This is a genomic window from Mycobacterium sp. BK086 (assembly GCA_004362315.1).
Lineage (GTDB): Bacteria > Actinomycetota > Actinomycetes > Mycobacteriales > Mycobacteriaceae > Mycobacterium.
Genome location: SNWL01000006.1, coordinates 198,029 through 215,309, shown reverse-complemented (window position 1 = coordinate 215,309; position 17,281 = coordinate 198,029). Strand labels below are relative to the sequence as shown.

16 protein-coding genes are annotated in these 17,281 nt (G+C 66.2%); 9 read left to right on the top strand and 7 right to left on the bottom strand.

Annotated features, from left to right (window positions below; genetic code table 11):
- Positions 1 to 3: 3 nt before the first annotated feature.
- The 4 genes from EV580_RS21810 to EV580_RS21795 form a co-directional block, all read right to left on the bottom strand.
- Positions 4 to 657, bottom strand: a complete 654-nt coding sequence (locus EV580_RS21810) for a TetR family transcriptional regulator (RefSeq protein ID WP_133693508.1) — start codon at positions 655 to 657, stop codon at positions 4 to 6.
- A gap of 78 nt (positions 658 to 735) precedes the next feature.
- Complete coding sequence (locus EV580_RS21805) at positions 736 to 2,262, bottom strand: aldehyde dehydrogenase family protein (protein ID WP_133693506.1); 1,527 nt, start codon at positions 2,260 to 2,262, stop codon at positions 736 to 738.
- Between the two features lie 50 nt (positions 2,263 to 2,312).
- A complete protein-coding gene (locus tag EV580_RS21800) occupies positions 2,313 to 3,773 on the bottom strand; it encodes an aldehyde dehydrogenase (RefSeq protein WP_133693504.1) in 1,461 nt (486 codons plus the stop codon).
- Positions 3,770 to 6,172: a CaiB/BaiF CoA transferase family protein gene (locus tag EV580_RS21795; protein WP_502703941.1), complete on the bottom strand. Its 2,403-nt coding sequence runs from the start codon at positions 6,170 to 6,172 to the stop codon at positions 3,770 to 3,772. Before EV580_RS21795 ends, EV580_RS21800 begins: the two co-directional genes overlap by 4 nt.
- 77 nt (positions 6,173 to 6,249) lie before the next feature.
- Here EV580_RS21795 and EV580_RS21790 point away from each other — a divergent pair, with 77 nt between their 5' ends.
- From EV580_RS21790 to EV580_RS21755, 8 genes are all read left to right on the top strand, one after another.
- Positions 6,250 to 6,450, top strand: a complete 201-nt coding sequence (locus EV580_RS21790) for a ferredoxin (RefSeq protein WP_133693503.1) — start codon at positions 6,250 to 6,252, stop codon at positions 6,448 to 6,450.
- A gap of 77 nt (positions 6,451 to 6,527) precedes the next feature.
- On the top strand, positions 6,528 to 7,394 hold the full coding sequence (locus EV580_RS21785) for an SDR family NAD(P)-dependent oxidoreductase (RefSeq protein ID WP_133693501.1): 867 nt from the start codon (positions 6,528 to 6,530) through the stop codon (positions 7,392 to 7,394).
- 41 nt (positions 7,395 to 7,435) lie between these two features.
- Positions 7,436 to 8,665: a cytochrome P450 gene (locus EV580_RS21780; RefSeq protein WP_133693499.1), complete on the top strand. Its 1,230-nt coding sequence runs from the start codon at positions 7,436 to 7,438 to the stop codon at positions 8,663 to 8,665.
- A gap of 7 nt (positions 8,666 to 8,672) precedes the next feature.
- Positions 8,673 to 9,851: an aromatic ring-hydroxylating oxygenase subunit alpha gene (locus EV580_RS21775; protein ID WP_133693497.1), complete on the top strand. Its 1,179-nt coding sequence runs from the start codon at positions 8,673 to 8,675 to the stop codon at positions 9,849 to 9,851.
- 7 nt (positions 9,852 to 9,858) lie between these two features.
- Positions 9,859 to 10,719 (top strand): hypothetical protein, encoded by an 861-nt coding sequence (locus EV580_RS21770; RefSeq protein ID WP_133693495.1) that lies wholly within the window; start codon positions 9,859 to 9,861, stop codon positions 10,717 to 10,719.
- Entirely contained in the window at positions 10,716 to 11,462 is a 747-nt protein-coding gene (locus EV580_RS21765; protein WP_133693493.1) for a Zn-ribbon domain-containing OB-fold protein, read from the top strand. The genes EV580_RS21770 and EV580_RS21765 overlap by 4 nt, the downstream gene beginning before the upstream one ends.
- Complete coding sequence (locus EV580_RS21760; RefSeq protein WP_133693491.1) at positions 11,459 to 12,625, top strand: thiolase C-terminal domain-containing protein; 1,167 nt, start codon at positions 11,459 to 11,461, stop codon at positions 12,623 to 12,625. Before EV580_RS21765 ends, EV580_RS21760 begins: the two co-directional genes overlap by 4 nt.
- 26 nt (positions 12,626 to 12,651) lie before the next feature.
- Positions 12,652 to 14,175: a class I adenylate-forming enzyme family protein gene (locus EV580_RS21755; protein WP_133693488.1), complete on the top strand. Its 1,524-nt coding sequence runs from the start codon at positions 12,652 to 12,654 to the stop codon at positions 14,173 to 14,175.
- A 22-nt stretch (positions 14,176 to 14,197) separates the two neighbouring features.
- Here the strand turns inward: EV580_RS21755 and EV580_RS21750 are convergent, their stop codons facing one another.
- The 3 genes from EV580_RS21750 to EV580_RS21740 form a co-directional block, all read right to left on the bottom strand.
- Positions 14,198 to 14,401 carry a hypothetical protein gene (locus tag EV580_RS21750; RefSeq protein WP_005142852.1) on the bottom strand — a complete coding sequence of 68 codons (204 nt, stop codon included), beginning with the start codon at positions 14,399 to 14,401 and terminating at the stop codon, positions 14,198 to 14,200.
- Positions 14,402 to 14,481: 80 nt separating this feature from the next.
- Positions 14,482 to 15,285, bottom strand: a complete 804-nt coding sequence (locus EV580_RS21745) for a siderophore-interacting protein (protein WP_133693486.1) — start codon at positions 15,283 to 15,285, stop codon at positions 14,482 to 14,484.
- Positions 15,285 to 15,893 (bottom strand): TetR/AcrR family transcriptional regulator, encoded by a 609-nt coding sequence (locus EV580_RS21740; RefSeq protein ID WP_166654819.1) that lies wholly within the window; start codon positions 15,891 to 15,893, stop codon positions 15,285 to 15,287. Before EV580_RS21740 ends, EV580_RS21745 begins: the two co-directional genes overlap by 1 nt.
- Positions 15,894 to 15,967: 74 nt before the next feature.
- Here EV580_RS21740 and EV580_RS21735 point away from each other — a divergent pair, with 74 nt between their 5' ends.
- Entirely contained in the window at positions 15,968 to 17,218 is a 1,251-nt protein-coding gene (locus EV580_RS21735; RefSeq protein WP_133693482.1) for a cytochrome P450, read from the top strand.
- Positions 17,219 to 17,281 lie beyond the last annotated feature (63 nt).

Here is a 17,281-nt window from a genome sequence, read left to right as displayed (position 1 = left end):
CGGTCAGGCTGATGTTTCCTCGGCGCCGGTCCGGTAGGAATCGCTCAAGGTCACACCGTAGAGAAAGCTCCGGATCCGGTCGGCGAAAAGCTCTTTCACCGTGAGATCATTGGCCTGAATCGCGTCGGCCAGATTGGGGTATTTCTCGGGGTCGAAGGGCGGGAACAGCGCGGTACGGCCACGGGGCATTCGAACCGCCTCGGTGAGAACCGCTCCCACACACAGGGTTTCCATGCCGTCCAGGATCTGCGCGTGCAGGTGTACCGGAACCCCGGAGTCGCTGAGGAACGCGGCCGCGTCCTCGAAGCTGCCGATCAGCGTCTCGCGCGGCAGATGTTCGATCAGGACCGACGCCGCGTTGCGGTGACGAAGGACCGACTGCCGAAAGTTCAAGGCCAGACTGACGAAGTACTCCGGCCAGTCGGGGCCGGGCGGGCGCCGCGGCTTGATCACTGACTTGCCGCCGATGTGGCGGGCGACGGCAGTCAAGATCTCGTTCTTGTCCGCGAAATGGTGGTAGAGCGAGGGCGCGCGCACCCCGAGATGCGCCGCCAGACGCGGGAGGCTGAAGGCGGCCAGCCCCTCGGAATCGATGATGTCGATCGACGCCTCGACGGCGGCGGTCCGGCTGATCAACGGTTTGGAAGGCCGGGCCATTTCAGGTGGCCCTGAGCCTGCGGGGAGACCGCCCAGCCGCTCGTCGCATGGGCGTCACTATACCGAGGAGCAGGGGGTTCAACGGGGTGCTCTCCCGGCCAGTCCCAGGCGCCGCCGCCAATCGTGGGCACCGAGCAGGCGGACCGCGCGGGCGATCAGGCGCGACCGCGCGGGAACGATCGGATACCACAGCGGTTCGGATTTCAGTGTGACGCGCTCTTCGACGATCGACTGCTGGCGGCAGTACTTGAGCACTCCCTGCGCTCCGCCGAACCGAGTTCCGAGTCCGGAGTTCTTCCAGCCGCCCATCGGGATCGGCAGCTGAAAGGTGGCGACGAGTGCGTTGTTGATCGACACCGAGCCGGCTTCGATCCGGCGGGACAAGCGATCGGCCTTGTCCCGGTCGCTGGTCCACAGGCTGGAACTCAATCCGTAGTCCGAGTCGTTGGCCAGGTCGATCGCCTCGTCGGCATCGGCAACCCGCATGATCGCCAGGGTCGGGCCGAACGTCTCTTCGCGCATGCATCGCATGCTGTGGTCGACGTCGACCAGGACCGTCGGCTCGAAGCAATTGCCCTGCCCCCGTTTGCCTCCCACCAGGACCCGGGCGCCTTTGGCGACGGCATCGTCGACGTGCGCGGCGACGATGTCGACCTGGGACGCGGTCACCATCGCACCGATGTCACACGAGAAACTGCCGGGAGCGTCGACCCCCTGGCGAAGTGCGCTCACCTTCTGGGTGACCAGGGCGACGAATTCGTCGTACACGGGAGCCTCGACGTAGACGCGTTCGACACCGATACACGCCTGACCGGAGTTGGTCATCCCGCCCCACACGGCGCCGCCGGCGGCGCGGTCCAGGTCGGCATCGGCGAGAACGATGAACGCGTCCTTGCCGCCGAGTTCGAGGCTGCACGGGATCAGTCGTTCGGCACAGCGCACCGCGATGGCGCGTCCGGTCCGCACCGATCCGGTGAACATCACCATGTCGGCCTGGTCGACGACCGCCGTGCCGGTGGCGCCCGATCCGGTGGCTGCCGCCAGGACCGGGGGAGCCCCGATCTCCTCGCGCCAGCCACGGACGGCCTCGGCCCACGTCAACGGCGTGACTTCCGAGGGTTTCGACACCACCGCCGCGCCCGCGACCAACGCCCCCACCACGTCCATCATCGGGCCGGCCAGCGGACCGTTCCACGGAGTGATGAGACCGACCAGCTGGTATGGCCGAACCTGGACACGCAACCGCCGCAACGCATTAGCCGGGCCGGCAGGCTTGACTTCGCGATCCGCGAGGAACGCTGCGGCATTCTTGGCGAAGTAGTTGATGACGTCGACGACGACCGACATCTCCATGGCGGCATCGGCCCACGACTTGCCGGTCTCCTGCTGCACAAGTTTCAGAAGGCGCTGTTCGTTGTCCAGCAACCAGTCGAGCCAGCGCAGGAGGTGGGCGCTGCGGCCCCGTGGTCCCAGCGCTTCCCATGCCGGCTGTGCCTTGCGCAGATCGGCGCACAGGGCGGCGACCTGAGCGGCGTCGAGATCGGCGACCTCTCCGACCCTTTCGCCGTCATGGGGTCGCCGGACAGTGATCATCGGGCCAGGCATCGTTGCTCCGTCGCTCTCGTCAACAGCTGATTTATCTAAAATCGTAAGGTTTAATGCTGAATCGGCGCAATGGGTTCGCCCACCCGGTAGATGGACTTGCTCACCTGGTATGCCTCAAGCCCTTCGGGTCCCAGCTCGCGGCCGAGTCCACTGGCTTTGACGCCGCCGAAGGGCGATCGGATGTCCAGCTGATAGTCGTTGACGCCGATCGAGCCGGTACGGATCGCGCGGGCGACGTCGGTGGCGCGTTCGACGTCCGGAGACCACACCGTGCCGGCCAGGCCGAATTGTGAGTCGTTGGCGATTCGGATCGCCTCGGCGTCGTCGCGGTAGGCGATGACGACCAGGACCGGGCCGAAGATCTCCTCCTGTGCCAGCGGGCTGGCATTGTCCACATCGGCGAATACCGTTGGAGCGACGAACCATCCGCGATCTTGATCAGCGGGAGCCGATCCGCCCGCCACGAGTCGCGCTCCGCTGGCCTTTCCTGCCGCGATATGTCCGAGCACCTGCTCACGCTGTCGTGCGCTGACCAGTGGTCCGATCTCGGTCCGCTCATCGAGCGGGTCGCCGACGACCAGGCCGCGTGCCAGCGCCGCGATGGCGTCGACGAATTCGTCGTAGCGAGAGCGGGGGACGAGGATCCGCGAGCTGAGATGGCAGGTCTGCCCGTTGTTGGCGAAGGACGCCGAACGCAGGCCGGAGATGGTGGCTTCGGTGTCCGCGTCGTCGAGAACGATCGCCGCTGACTTGCCGCCCAATTCCAGGGTGACCGGGCGGATGAGCTGTCCGCAGGCCGCCCCGATGATGCGTCCGGCGGCGGTGGACCCGGTGAACGCCACCTTGTCGACGCCTCCGTGGCTCACCAGGTGCGCGCCGGCCGCGGCATCGCCCGGCGCAATGCTGAGCACCCCGGCAGGCAGCCCCGCCTCGATGGCGGCCTCGGCGAAAACGAGTGAATCCAAAGCGGTTTCGAGGGCGGGCTTGAGCACCACCGGACATCCGGCGGCCAGTGCCGGGGCCAGTTTCATCACCGCAAGGGCCTGCGGGTAATTCCACGGGGTGATCGCACCGACCACCCCGACCGGCTCCCGTCGCACGATGGTGTGCCCGATCAACGCGGGGCGGGTCTGTTCCACGTCGGAGTTCGTGACCAGCTTGGCGTAGTAGCCGATCAGTGCGGCGGGAAAAACTCCGTTGACACCACGGGACAGGGCGATCGGCATTCCGTTCTCACGACTGACCAACGTCGCGGTGTCCGACGCGCGGGAGTGCAGCGCAGCGGCATACCGCTTGAGCACCTGAGCGCGCTCGGCAGGTTCGGCGGCCGCCCAGGCTCTCGCGTCTGGGCCATGGGCAGCGGCGACGGCGTCGTCGATGTCTGACTCGCTCGCGCACCCGGCGTATCCGAGCACCTCTTCGGTCGCGGCCTCGATCACCGGGACGGTCGTGGTTGCGGCGCGGAATTCGCCGCCGATGAACAGCAGGCCGTCAGTGTGGTTGGCGGTCATGGGAGTTGCCCTTCGAGCGTGGCGGTCGTGGCCGGTGCGGCGTGCAGCACCCTGTCGGTGATCAGTTGGTCGATCTCGTCGTCGCTCAGTCCGAGCATGCGCAGACACACCTCGCGGGTATGCTCGCCCAGGCGCGGTGCCGGTCGCAGGTCCGCCGCCGCGATGTGGCGGTAGAGCGCCGGGCGTGTCTCGCTCGGCAGCGCCCAATCCAACAATGGGTGGACCATCTCGGTGTACAGCTGGCGGTGGCGCACCTGTGGGTCGCCGAGCACATCCGCTCCCCGGTTCATGGGTCCCGCTGGTACGCCGAGTTGCTGCAGAGCTGTCGCGATCTCCAGAGGTGAACGGCCACTGGTGTATTCGGCGACGATGTCGCGAAGCGCCTGACGGGATTCCCAGCGACCGGGCGCGGTGACGAACCGTGGATCGTCCGCCAGGTCTTCGCGCCCGAACGCCGATGCGATCACGGCCCAGTCAGCCTCCGCGCCGATGGTGATCGCACACCACTCGTCGTCGCCTTGGCATGGGTACACGCCGTGCACGGCGGGATCGTCGACGACCGGTGTGCCCGACTCGCGCGCCCACGTCGAGGCGTAGGTGACGTCGAGTTGGCTCGTCGCGCTCTCGGCCTGGGACAGGTGGATATGTGCACCCTGACCGGTGCGGTCCCGCCGGATCAGCGCGCCGAGGGTGGCGACCGCCGCCAGTCTGGCCACCAGATGATCGGGAAACACCGTGACTGCGTCGTAAAACTGGTGATGCGCGCCGTCCGCTTGCCACAGCTGGGTGATTCCGGTGGACGATCGCACCAGGGGTCCGTAACCCAACCGTGCGCTCCACGGGCCGGTGTCGCCGTAGGCACTGCTCTCGGTCAGCACGATCTCGGGGTTGAACCCGGCCAGCGCATCGTAGGACAGGCCAAGGGAGGTCAATGTCCCCGGCTTGAAGTTGGCGAACACGGCATCGGCCTTGGCGACGAGTTCTCCGAAAAGTGCAGTGCCTCGGCTATTTCGGAGATCGATGCCCAGGGCGCTCTGATTGCGATGGGTCCAGGCGAACGATTCGCTGATCGACTGACCGGGCTTGGTCTGGCGCAGACCGTCGGGGTAGCTGGGACTCTCGACCTTGATCACCTCAGCGCCCAGATCGCCGAACAATCGACCGAGCTCGCCGCCTGCGACGATGACCCCCAGGTCGAGAATCGTGATCCCGCTCAACGGCCTGTCGCCGCCCGGTTCGGCGGCGACCGCCACACGGTCGGCGAGCCAGGCGGGGGCACTGCTGCCGGCTGCGGGGGCCGTCCATCGAATGCCTGCGCGAGCACCGTCCAGCACAACGCAGCCGTCGGGAACGGTCAGGGTGCCCGCGTCCGTGAGTTCGAGGGCCGTCCACGCGTCTGCCACCTGAAAGTGGGCTTGGGACAGTACGTCCCGTGGCGTGAGGACCGCCGCGATCGGCACGCCGCGTTCGGCGCCGGACGCCACCAACTCCGCCATGCTGTGTTGAGCGAACAGTGCGGTGATCGCGGCACCGATCTGGTCGAATTCGGCTGCCCGCGCGGCGATGCTGTCGTAGCGCTCATCCTGGAACTGCTCGGGCTCACCCAGCCAGGCCCGCATGGCGCGCCACTGCCGGGGAGCGAGGATGCAGATCCGTACCCAGCCGTCTCGGCAGGCGAAAATCGGATAGGAATCCTGCGCCCTCGGCCGGTCGCGGCGGGCGTTGTTGATACCCCGCGCCGCCGCGGCCTGACCGTGCGAGCCGAACGGCGGGTCCAATGCCTGCAAGACGCCCTCGTAGCGGGAGAAGTCGACATAGTCGCCGCGTCCGGTGCGTAAGCGTTGGTAGTGGGCGACCAGCACGGCCCACGCGGCTTGTGCGGCGGCGGTGGCGGATGCGATGCCGTCCGGCGGAAGCACCGGCGTGCCCCCGGGCGGGCCTGACCGTGACAGGACCGACGACAGCGCGTACAGCACCGGGTCGGACGCCGTCCACGACGACCGGGGGCCGGTGGTACCGAAATCCGTGATCGACATGACGACCAACCGATCGTGAGTGTCGGCGAGCTCCTCGCACGAGGTTCCGAAAAGCGCTGACTGCCCGGGATTTCCACTGTCGATCACGATGTCGGCGCCCGCGACCAGATCGAGGAATCGCAGTCGGTCGCGTTCGTCGTCGCCGTCGAGAACGACGCTGCGCTTGTTGGCGTTGCGTAACGCGAAGGCCAGGCTCTCGGTGCCGACGCGCGGCGCTTCTCGCCGTGACGGGGAGCCGGCCGGCGGTTCGACCAGGAGCACGTCCGCGCCGAGATCGGCCAGGATGCGTGCTGTCTGTGCCGCCGGGCCCGCGGTGAGGTCGACAATCCGCAGGCCTGTCAGCGGTGCATCGGGCATCGGCACGGGACACTCCTTTTACGTCGCTAATATCTAAAGACTATAGTTTTACAGCTGATGGTGACAGAAGGGGTTGGCGACCGATGAAGGTCCGGTTGATTCGTTCGAAATGCGCGGGCCACGCGCAGTGCTATGCCGTTGCGCCCGAGATCTTTCCGATCGACGACGAAGGTTTCTGCATTCTCGACGAACGCGTCGTCGAGGCCGACGAAGTGGAAGCCGCACGAGCCGGGGTGGCGTCCTGTCCGGAGCTCGCTCTGGTCATCGACGAAGGCTCTGATTGACGCGATAAACCTACACGCGTAAGGTTTTGACCCAGGTGTGCTGCGTCACACGACGCACCGACGACAGAGGAGAAGGCATGAGGCTCGAGGGCAAAGTCGCCGTCATCACCGGGGCTGGTTCGGGCCTGGGCCGGCACTGTTCACAACTGTTCACCGCCGAAGGGGCGAAGGTCGCGATCGTCGACATCGACTCCGATCGCGCGGAGCAGACCCTCAAGCTGGTGACCGAAGACGGCGGCGACGCGATCGCGATCACGGCCGACGTCTCCGACAAGGCCCAGATCACGGCCGCGATCGATCAGACCGTCGAGCACTACGGCAAGCTCGACATCGCCTGGGCCAACGCCGGGATCGTTTCCCGTGGCGGCGCGGCCGCACTCGGGCTCGAGGATCCGGTTGCCTTCGAGGACATGACCGAGGCCGACTGGCAGAACGTCCTCGATGTCAACCTCACCGGCGTCATCTATACCGCTCAGGCCGCCGTTCCGCACCTGAAGGCCAACGGCGGAGGCACCATCCTGGCGACCTCGTCGGCGGCATCCCTCGTTGCCTACCCGAGCATCCCGTTCTATTGCGCCACCAAGGCCGGCGTCAACGGCCTGGTGCAGGCACTCAGCCTGGATCTCGGCCGGTACGGCATCCGCGTCAACGCCATCGCGCCGACCCACGGCATGTCACCCAACTTCCTCATGCCCCCCGGATCACCGGTGGTGGGGATGTCCTACGAGGAGTCGGCAGGTCCGTGGAACCCGACCGTGTCGCCCATTCCGCTGAAACTGCCCCGACCCCCGTCACTGTCGGACAACGCGAAGGTGGCGCTGTTCCTGGTTTCCGACGACTCGGGATACATCTCCGGGGCGGTGCTCGGTTCGACCGACGGCGGGACGCTGGCCCGCGTCGGGATGTGGTTCCCCGACGACCTCAACCCCCAACCGGTCGCCTGACCGCACACCACGGACCCGACGACCGCCGAGGAGACCTTGCGATGACCACCATTGAGAAAGTTCCCGCCCATCTGGTGACGGACTTCGACGTCTATGACCCGAGCCTGGCAGAGCCGGTGGACGTCATGCAGGACAAGATGGCCGAGCTGGCCGCGCTGGGGCCTGTGGTGTACTCGACCGCGCACGGTGGGCACTGGATCGTGACGCGGTACAAGGAGATTCACCAGGTCCTCACCGACACCACCACGTTCTCCAGCTATCCCAACAATCTGGTCACCCCTGCCGACTTCGGCAAATTCATCCCGCTGGAACTCGATCCGCCGGAGCACACCGCCTACCGCCATGCGCTGCAGCCCCTCTTCAGCCCGCAGCGGATGAAGCGGCTCTCCGACGATATCCGTGGTGTGGTCAACGACCTCATCGATCGTTTCGCCGCCAGGGGCCAGGCGGAGTTCATCTCCGAATTCGCCAGGGAGATGCCGGCGAAGGTCTTTCTGGCACTGATGGATTGGCCGTTGGAAGATGCGCCGATGTTCGTCGAGGCCACCGACGCCGTGTTGTTCGGCAAGCCCGGCGGAACCAAAGAGGAATCCGACCAGGTGATGATGATGGCCGCGATGACGATCGCCGGCTACTTCAATGACGTCATCACCGAGCGCAGGGGTAAGTCCGGTGCGGACGCCACCTCGGCACTGATCAACACCGAAGTGGAATTACCGGACGGCACAAGGCTGCTCGCCGACGAAGAACTGTTCCGGATGTTCTTCCTGCTCTTGATGGGCGGACTGCACACCGTGCAGGGCTCGCTGGCGTGGTCGGTGGTGCACCTCGTCAACAACCCCGACCAGCGCGCGGCGATCATCGCCGATCCGGCTCTCATCCCCAGGGCCGTCGAAGAGGTGCTGCGCATCGAGGCTCAGGTGGCCGCCGGGCGCCGCGCCACCTGCGACACCACGCTGGGCGGGGTGAACCTGGCCAAGGATGATCAGCTCATCGTCCTGTTGTGCACCGCCAACCGCGACGCCGACTACTTCGACTCACCAACGACCTTTGACGTGACCCGTCATCCCAACCGACACCTGACCTTCGGGTCCGGGCCGCATCGGTGCCTGGGTTCGCACCTGGGCCGCCTCGAGCTGACGATCGCGCTGGAGGAGCTTCATCGGCGCATTCCCGACTACCAACTCGTCGAGTCCGATCCGCCGATCTTCCACTCCACACAGGTCCGGGGTTGCCACCGTATGCCGATCACTTTCACACCAGAGAAGTGAGGCCGTCATGACCACATCACTGCCACGCCCTGATCGAATCCGACGAGCGATCGAGCTCCTGCGCAACGAGACCACCGACAAGTTCGACGATGTGGTGGCGTTCTCCGCACACGAGTTCACCGATCCCGAACTCGCCCAGCGCGAGCGTGACCTGATCTTCGGGAGGGTTCCGTCGATCGTCGCCCACTCGTCGGAGATCGCCAAGGCCTACGACTTCATGACGGTGCAGATGCCGCGGAACAACGTGCTGCTGGTGCGCCAGAAGGATGGTGGGGTCAAGGCATTCGTCAATCTCTGCCGTCATCGCGGGGCGCTGCTCGAGGACAACGAGAAGGGCCGCTGCCGAGTCTTCTCGTGCGCGTATCACCGGTGGTCCTATGACCCGGATGGTTCGTTACGAATGATCACCCGGGACAACACGTTCGGCGATATCGACCGCAGCAAGCAGGGCCTGGTGGAGCTGCCGTGCGAGGAACGCCACGGATTCATCTGGATCGTCGACAATGCCTCGGCCACAATCGACGTCGCGGCATGGCTCGGTCCGGAAATGGATGCCATTCTGGGTGGCTACGACCTCGCGGATCTGGTGTGCTTCCGGGCGGCTGGCTTCGACGAGCCCACCAACTGGAAGATCATGCAGGATGCGTTCCTGGACGGCTACCACATTCAGTACGCGCACCCGAACTCCGCCGGAAAGATCATTCACACCAATGTGATGGCGTTCGAGGACTTCGGCAAGCATTGCCGCTTCATCGCTCCGCGGAAATCGATCGACCGGTGGCTGGAGGAAGATCCGGGCGATCGCTCGCTGGATCCGTATGTCACCGAAACGCATTTCCTGCTGCCCAACAGCACGCTGCTCCGGCAGCCGGATCACTTCCAGCTGCTGACATTCCGTCCCCATCCGACCGATCCGACGAGATCGCGGATGGAACAGCGGCTGATGGTTCCCAGATTGGAGGTCTCCGGTATGGCCGAGGACCACTGGAATCATCGTTGGGAGAAGAACTGGGAGATCCTGCTGACCGTGTTGCACAGCGAGGACTTCCCGTTGCTGCGAAACTCCCAGCAGGGCATGGGGAGTGCCGACGCCGGAGAGATGTTGCTGGGCCGCAACGAGACGGCCAATCAGGTGTTCCGGCGGGAGACCAAGAGGCTGCTCGCCGAGGGCGCTCCGCCGTCGTAGATTCGCGATGATCAAATACGAATGGCGCACCGAGCTGAGCAGGCCCGAGGCCGACGAACTGTCGGGTCTGCTGACCAGAGCGGCGGCCTACGATGCCGAGCCCGGCTACAACACCATCGACTTCGCCGATGTGGCGCAGTCGATGGCCATCGACGATTCGCCCGATCGGCACCTGTTGATCTGGATGCTGCCGCACGCCACCGCGATGGACGAGCCCAACGCTGAAGAATGCATCGCCGGTCTGCTCCGCCTCACCGGCGGGCCGGACGGGTGCGCCGAGGCCACGGCGGTGATCGATCCGGGACTGCGCTCGATCGGCATCATGACCCTCCTGCTCGAGCAGGTCGGGCTGGCCACGTCAGGTCCGGACGGCTGGTTGGGGACCGGGGCGCACACCATCACCTCCTGGGCCCGCGGCAATCATCCGGCCAGCGGCCGGCTCAGCGACCGATTCCTGATTCCGCGCACCCGGCGGGTGTGGCAATTGATCCGCGGTGCCGAATCCGAATCGGACCTCACCGCCGCGCCCGTGCTCGAACCCTGCGGGTCCACTGCGAGCGGAGCCCGCTACGCGCTGCGGGAGGGAAGCCGGATCATGGGTTCGGTGGCGCTCAATCGCCAGCCGGTGTGGTCCGAGGAATTCGGCGACTGCGCGGTCGTGGACGTCGTCGACGCCGCACCGGCGGCTCCGCCGGGCGCACTGCGGCGTCTGCTCGACGGTGCCGTGGCGGTCGCCGCCGAGGCGGGTCTGTTCGGCGCGGTCATCCATGTCGATTCCGGCGACACCAGGCTGGTCAACGCCGCCCGACTGGCCGGTTTCCATCACGACCGCACCGACGTGCGCTACCAACTCGGAGGCAACAGGTGAACACCGTTGTGCCAGAACAACTTGCCGCGACTGTTGAAGCGCACGGCAAGGCTGTCGCGGCTGCCGACAACAACACCGTGCTGTCCGACTTCCTCCCGGACCGCATCGGCCAGCTCATCGCATCGGCCGATGTGCCGACCCGGTTGGCGGGAAGCGAGGTGCGCAGCATCACCGCTGTCGACGAGGGCCGCTACGACGCGGTGATCCGGTACACCAAGCCCGACGACGACTGGTTCGAACTGCGCAGTCGTTGGGTGCCTTTCGAGGACGGTACGTGGCGGGTGTTCAGTGTCCGCAATATCCCCGACACACCCCCGTGGATGGACATGGCCGGGCCGTCCGAGGACGGGCTCGACGCACCGCACTGGGACGGACTGCGCGACGGCAGACTCCTGCTGCAGCAGTGCGCCGGTTGTGCGAGCTGGATCTGGGCACCCCGACCGATCTGCCCGCAGTGCCACTCATTTGAATTGCGTTGGCAGCAGGTCGAACCGGTGGGCACCATTTATTCGTGGACCAGAACCTGGCAGCCGTTCGGCAGGGAAGCGACCGGACATCTGCCGTACGTGGTGGTGCTCGTCGAGCTGCCCGGTGCGGGCGATCGCCGCGTGATCGGGGTTCTGGCGCACGCGGACGGTGTGACCCCGACGATCGGGGCGACGGTGCGCGGCCATATCGATCCACCGCCCGACGACGTGCACTGGCCGCTGATCCGCTGGCAGCTGGACGGGACGCCTCGATGAGTCGATTCCGCGGTGCCACCGCCGTCGTCGGGGTCGGGGCGACCGAGTACTACAAGCGCGGAACGAGCCCGCTCTCGTCTGCACAGCTGGTGCTGCAGGCGATCTTGCGAGCATGCGAGGACGCCGGTGCCGACCCGCGGTCGATCGACGGATTCGTCTCGTACGCCAGTGATTCGAGCGAAGGGCTCGTGCTGGGCGCCGCACTGGGCGTTCGCGAAGTCCGGTGGTCGACCCAGGTCTGGGGTGGCGGGGGAGGCGGCGTTGCCGCGGCCGTGAATTGCGCTGCCGCAGCGGTCTATAGCGGCCAGGCGGACTGCGTCGTGGTCTATCGCGGTCTCAGTGAGGGCACCGACGGGCGTGGCGCCTACAACAAGGGACATATGGGCCACCTCTACACGGCGCACGGCATGCTGGCGCCCGCCCAGGTGTGTGCGCTGCGGACTCAGCGGCTCCTGGAGGTCGACCGGGTTCCCGTTGCGGCGCTCGAGGCGGTCGCACTGGCCGGGTACCACCACGCCCAAACCAATCCGAGGGCGGTGGCGTACGGCCGGCCGCTGGATCACGACGGCTACCACGGCAGCCGGCTGATCTCCGAACCGCTGAGGCTGTTCGACTGCTCACGCGAAAATGATGGGGCCACAGCCGTTCTTGTGGTCCGGTCCGACCGCGTCGATGACTATGCCGGCCGGCCTGCCTACATCCTGTCCGGAGTGCAGGGTGCGGCGGCAGGGTGGAACGAGTCCGTCGAGAACGAACACGACTACACCAGCGCAGGTTTCCATCCCGCGATGGTGCAGCGGCTGTGGACCGACGCGCAGATCAGCCCCGGGGAGGTCGACGTGGCGCAGGTCTACGAGAACTTCACGGGCCCGGCGGTCGCCGCAATGATCGACCACGGGTTGTGCCCCAATGGTCCGGCGGCAGGTGACTACCTGACTGTCGGCAACCTGACCGTCGGCGGCGACGGTCTGCCGATCAACACCGCAGGCGGCAACATCGCCGAAGGATTCGTGCACGGTATCGGGCTGGTGGCCGAGGCGGTGCGTCAGATCCGCGGTGGCTCACCAAATCCGGTGGACAACGCCGACATCTCACTTCTGATCGGCGGCCCCATGGCACCATTGGTGAGTTCCACCGTATTCGGCTCAGCAGCAACGATCTGACCGAGTTCAGAGGATCGAGGAGGACGATGGCCGCGACCGTGGCATCGGCATTGCGCTGGTGGGCCAGGACCAAAGGTGACGAGCGCGCCGTGATCGTCGGCGACGACCAGATCAGCTATCGCCAATTGCACGAGTGGACGAGCCGGCTGGCCAGGAAGCTGGCCGACGACGGAGTCAAACCCGGAGTCCGGGTGGGGCTGTTGGCGCCGAATGTTCCGCAGTGGCCGATCGCCGCGCTGGCGGTGATGAAGTGCGGGGCGACGTTGGTCCCACTGAACTCGCGCTTGAAGCCCGCCGAGATCCGCAAGATCGCCGACGATGCCGAGATCAGCGCCGTGATCGCGGCCCCTGCCCACATCGACGGCCTGGACGAGGCCCGCGGTGCGGGACGGGATTTCATCATCTGGGCGCTCGATATCGTTGAGGCACAACGGAACGGTGATCCGGACGACTTCGTCATCGAGCCCGGACCCGAGGATCCGATCGCGGTGATCTTCACCAGCGGGTCGACCGGGTTGTCCAAGGGCGTGATCCTGACCAGTCGAACATTGATGGGGATGGTGCTGGAGAACACCCTCACCGAGGAGGGCTTCCGGCCCGGCACCGTCACTCTGTTGGTCCTGCCGCTGGCCTTCACCCCCGGACTGGTCTACGGCCTTTTGATCACCTCGGTGCTCGGCGGCACCCTGGTCGTCGAACCGGAGCTCAACCCGGCGCGGGCAGTGACTCTGATCGAGAAGCATTCGGTCCGTGCCCTTTTCGGTGTCCCGTTGGTCTTCGAGGCGCTCTCTCGGGTCGACGAGTTCGCCGATGCCGATCTGAGTTCGCTACAGACCGCGATCGTCGGTGGTGCGGCCGTGCCTGCCGACCTGTTGCGGCGCTGGGCCGACAAGGGTGTACTGCTGCGCCAGATCTACGGGATGACGGAAGCCGGCGGGGTGGCGACAGCAACCCTGAAAGCCGAGGCGCTCGAGCACCCGGACTCCTGCGGTAGCGGATCGATCTTCACCGAAGTCGACGTGATGCTCGACGACGGGTCGCTGGCGGGCCCCGGAGAACCGGGCGAACTGGTGGTCCGGGGTCCTGGTGTCACGCCGGGTTATTGGAACGACCCCCAGACCACCGCAGCCGCGATTCGCGACGGCTGGTTGCACAGCGGCGACGTCGGCATGCGCGATGAACAGGGCCGGATCACGTTCCTTGATCGCATCAAGGAGCTCATCATCTCGGGTGGGATCAACATCTCACCGGTGGAGCTCGAGTCCGCCATCGCAGCGATCGACGGGGTCGACGAGGTTGCCGTCATCGCGGCGCCCGATCCGCGCTTCGGGGAGACGCCGGCGGCCATCATCACGGTCGCCGCGGGCGCGAGTCTCGACGAATCCGCGGTGGTCGCGCATTGCGAAGCGGTGCTGTCGGACTACAAGGTGCCGCGGTACATCGTGCTCCGCTCGGACCCACTGCCGCGACTGCCGAACGGCAAGTTGGATAAGCCGACTGTGCGCGATGAGTACCGCGACATACCCGACCGGTTCAATCGGGTGCGATGACTGCCGGTGACGGCAGCCGCCGTTAGCAGATCGCGGCTGCTGCGATCAGTCCGAAGGCGATGAGCACGATGCTCAGCACGGCGGCTGAGTGGCCCATCGACAGCGCCACCACAACGCCGACCACGCCGGCGATGAAGACGACGATCATCAGGAAAGCCATCACGCCCCGGTGCGGATTGATCGCACTGGACGGCAGGGGCCTTCTAGAAGGGTGCATGCCGTTCATCGAACACCTCCGCGTGTGACGTGGCTCATCATTCGGAGTATAGGTGACGGAGATCACAAAACGGGCGCGACCAGGCTGCTTTAGAGACCGAGCCGTTCCAGTGCGTCGTCGAACTCTTCGGACGCCAGCTTGTCGCCCTTGCCGTCGGCGATTGCCCGCCGGTACACCCTCACGGCCTCCTCACTGGTGAGGGCGAACCTGGCATCCCAGGCCTCGGAGTCCAATCGCCAGTACCCGGTGACGTCGTACTCGTCGATGGCCCAGCCGTGACCGCGCAGGTATTTGCGGACCTCGCGCGACACCGCTGCTTCGCAGCCTGACCAGCAGTAGCCGTGGGCCGCGAGGTCGACCTGGCGAACGAGGTCCGCCAGCCGGCTCGGCGCCAACCCGTTGCCGGTGCCGAGGCTCGGAACGATCGCGACACCGGGCCGGACAGGCAGGTAGTCCAGGTCGTGATGGTCGGCGGCCTCGACGAGGACCGTGATCGCAACCGCGGGCGGTGCTTCTTCGATGATGCGGGCGGCGGCCGGCAGGCCGGAGAGGTCGGTGACGAGCAGCTGCCGTGCGGTGCCCGGCGGCGGGTGATACCAGGCGCGGGCGTGATCGAGCCCGACGCGATCCCCGGCCGCCGCCGTTTGTGCCCACGTGCTGCCGCGGCCACCGGTGTGCAGAACGATGTCGAGGTCGATGCGGTCGCCGTCGTGCCTGTGCACGGAGTAGGTGCGGCCTTCCTCGGGAGTCGTGGGGTCGAAGTAGACGCCGACGGCGCAGTCGCCGCCCGCCGGGATGGCCAGCGAACCGGGGTCTTCGACACGCAGGCCGATCCGGCGCAGCCGCGGGCTCAGCTGGAGCGTCTCGAGGACGGTCGCGGGCGAGAAGCTCATCAGGAAGCCCGGGCCGCGCCGAGGGTGATGGCGGTCAACGTGGCGACGAGAGTGTCCTCGTCGGTATCGATATCGCCGTGTAGCCATGCGCTGATGAGCTCCGTCGCGGCGGTGACCATCGCCCTGGTCGCGAGCAGACGGTCCACCGACGGCTTGGGTTGTCCTTCGAACGGCATTGCCTCGGCGGCGATACGTTCGGTGAACTCGGCGATCTCCCGCTGCTGGAGCTGGCGCAGCCGCGGAAATCCCGGTGACTCCATGTACAGGCGCGCATCGGCCGCACTGGCGACCAACGTGCGCACCACCGTGTTCAGCACCCCGTGGGCGCGCTCGGGTAGGGGAGCGGTGACGAGCACCAATTCCATCGCCGCCTTGAGCCGGTCGTAGAGCGCCTCGGCGCACGCGTCCAGAAGATCGTCCTTGGTGGTGAATTCGGCGTAGAAGTAGCGCTTGCTCAGTTTGGCTCGCTGACACACCAGGTCGACGGTCAGTGGCGCGACGCCGACCTCGGCAATCAGGTCGCGTGCCGCGTCGAGCAGGCGCTCGCGGCGCTCCTGTGAGCGTTGTTCGGAGCTCAGCCCGCCGTAGGTGCGTCCCTCGACAGTCATGACGACATCTTGACCCATCTGTGGTGTGCGTCATAATCTAGAACGAATTCGTTCCAGATTCCAAGGAGTTGTCGATGACCGCACGGATCATGGACGACGCGGGCCGCGCTCTGGCTGTCCCGCAGTCCTACACCGACGAAGCCCAACTGCACGCGGCGCTGGCGCATCTGCGCAAGCACGCGCCGGTGTCCTGGGTCGACGTCGAGGGCTACCGGCCGTTCTGGGCGATCACCAAACATGCCGACGTCATGGACATCGAGCGGCAGAACGACCTCTTCACCAACGACCCGCGGCCGATCCTGGTGGCCAGCGAACTCGACGACAAGCTGATGGCCGACCGGGAAGCCGGGATCGGGCTGAGCACGCTGATCCACATGGACGACCCGCACCACCGCGACATGCGCAAGATCGGTGCGGACTGGTTTCGCCCGAAAGCCATGCGGGACTTGAAGGCTCGCTGCGACGAGCTGGCCAAGATGTACGTCGACCAGATGGCCGAGCGTGGCCCGGAACTCGACTTCTCCCAGGAGATCGCGGTCAACTACCCGCTCTACGTCATCCTGACCTTGCTGGGCCTGCCCGAATCCGACTTTCCTCGCATGCTCAAGCTGACCCAGGAACTGTTCGGTGGCGATGACACCGAGTTTCAGCGCGACGGATCCAGCGACGCGATGCTCGCGGTGCTGCTCGACTTCTTCACGTACTTCTCGGCGTTGACCGCATCCCGTCGTGAGCACCCGACCGAGGATCTAACGTCGGCGATCGCGAACGCGACGATCAACGGCGAGCCGTTGTCCGACATGGATACCGCGTCCTACTACGTGATCGTCGCGAGCGCCGGCCACGACACCACCAGCGCAGGCATCGCCGGCGGGCTGCTGGAACTGGTACGCAATCCCGCCGAACTGCAACGCCTGCAAAATGATCCGGGCCTGATGGGCACCGCGGTCGAAGAGATGATCCGTTGCGTCACCCCGGTCAAGGAATTCATGCGCACTGCGCAGGCGGACACCGAAGTCCGCGGTGTCCGCATCGCCAAGGGCGAATCGGTTCTGCTGTCCTATGTTTCGGCCAACCGCGACGAAGAGGTCTTCGACGACCCGATGCGCTTCGACGTCGGCCGCGATCCCAACAAGCACCTGTCCTTCGGCTACGGAGTGCATTTCTGCCTGGGCGCGGCACTGGCCCGCATGGAGATGAACAGCTTCTTCTCCGAACTCGTCCCGCGCATCAAGACCATCGAACTGGCTGGCGAGCCGGAACTCTCGGCCACCACATTCGTCGGCGGGGTCAAGCACCTGCCGATCCGCTACTCACTGAAGTAGCGCCGACGAACACTCTCGGGCGAATACACCGCGACAACGACCGGCAACGGCGATAATGCCGTT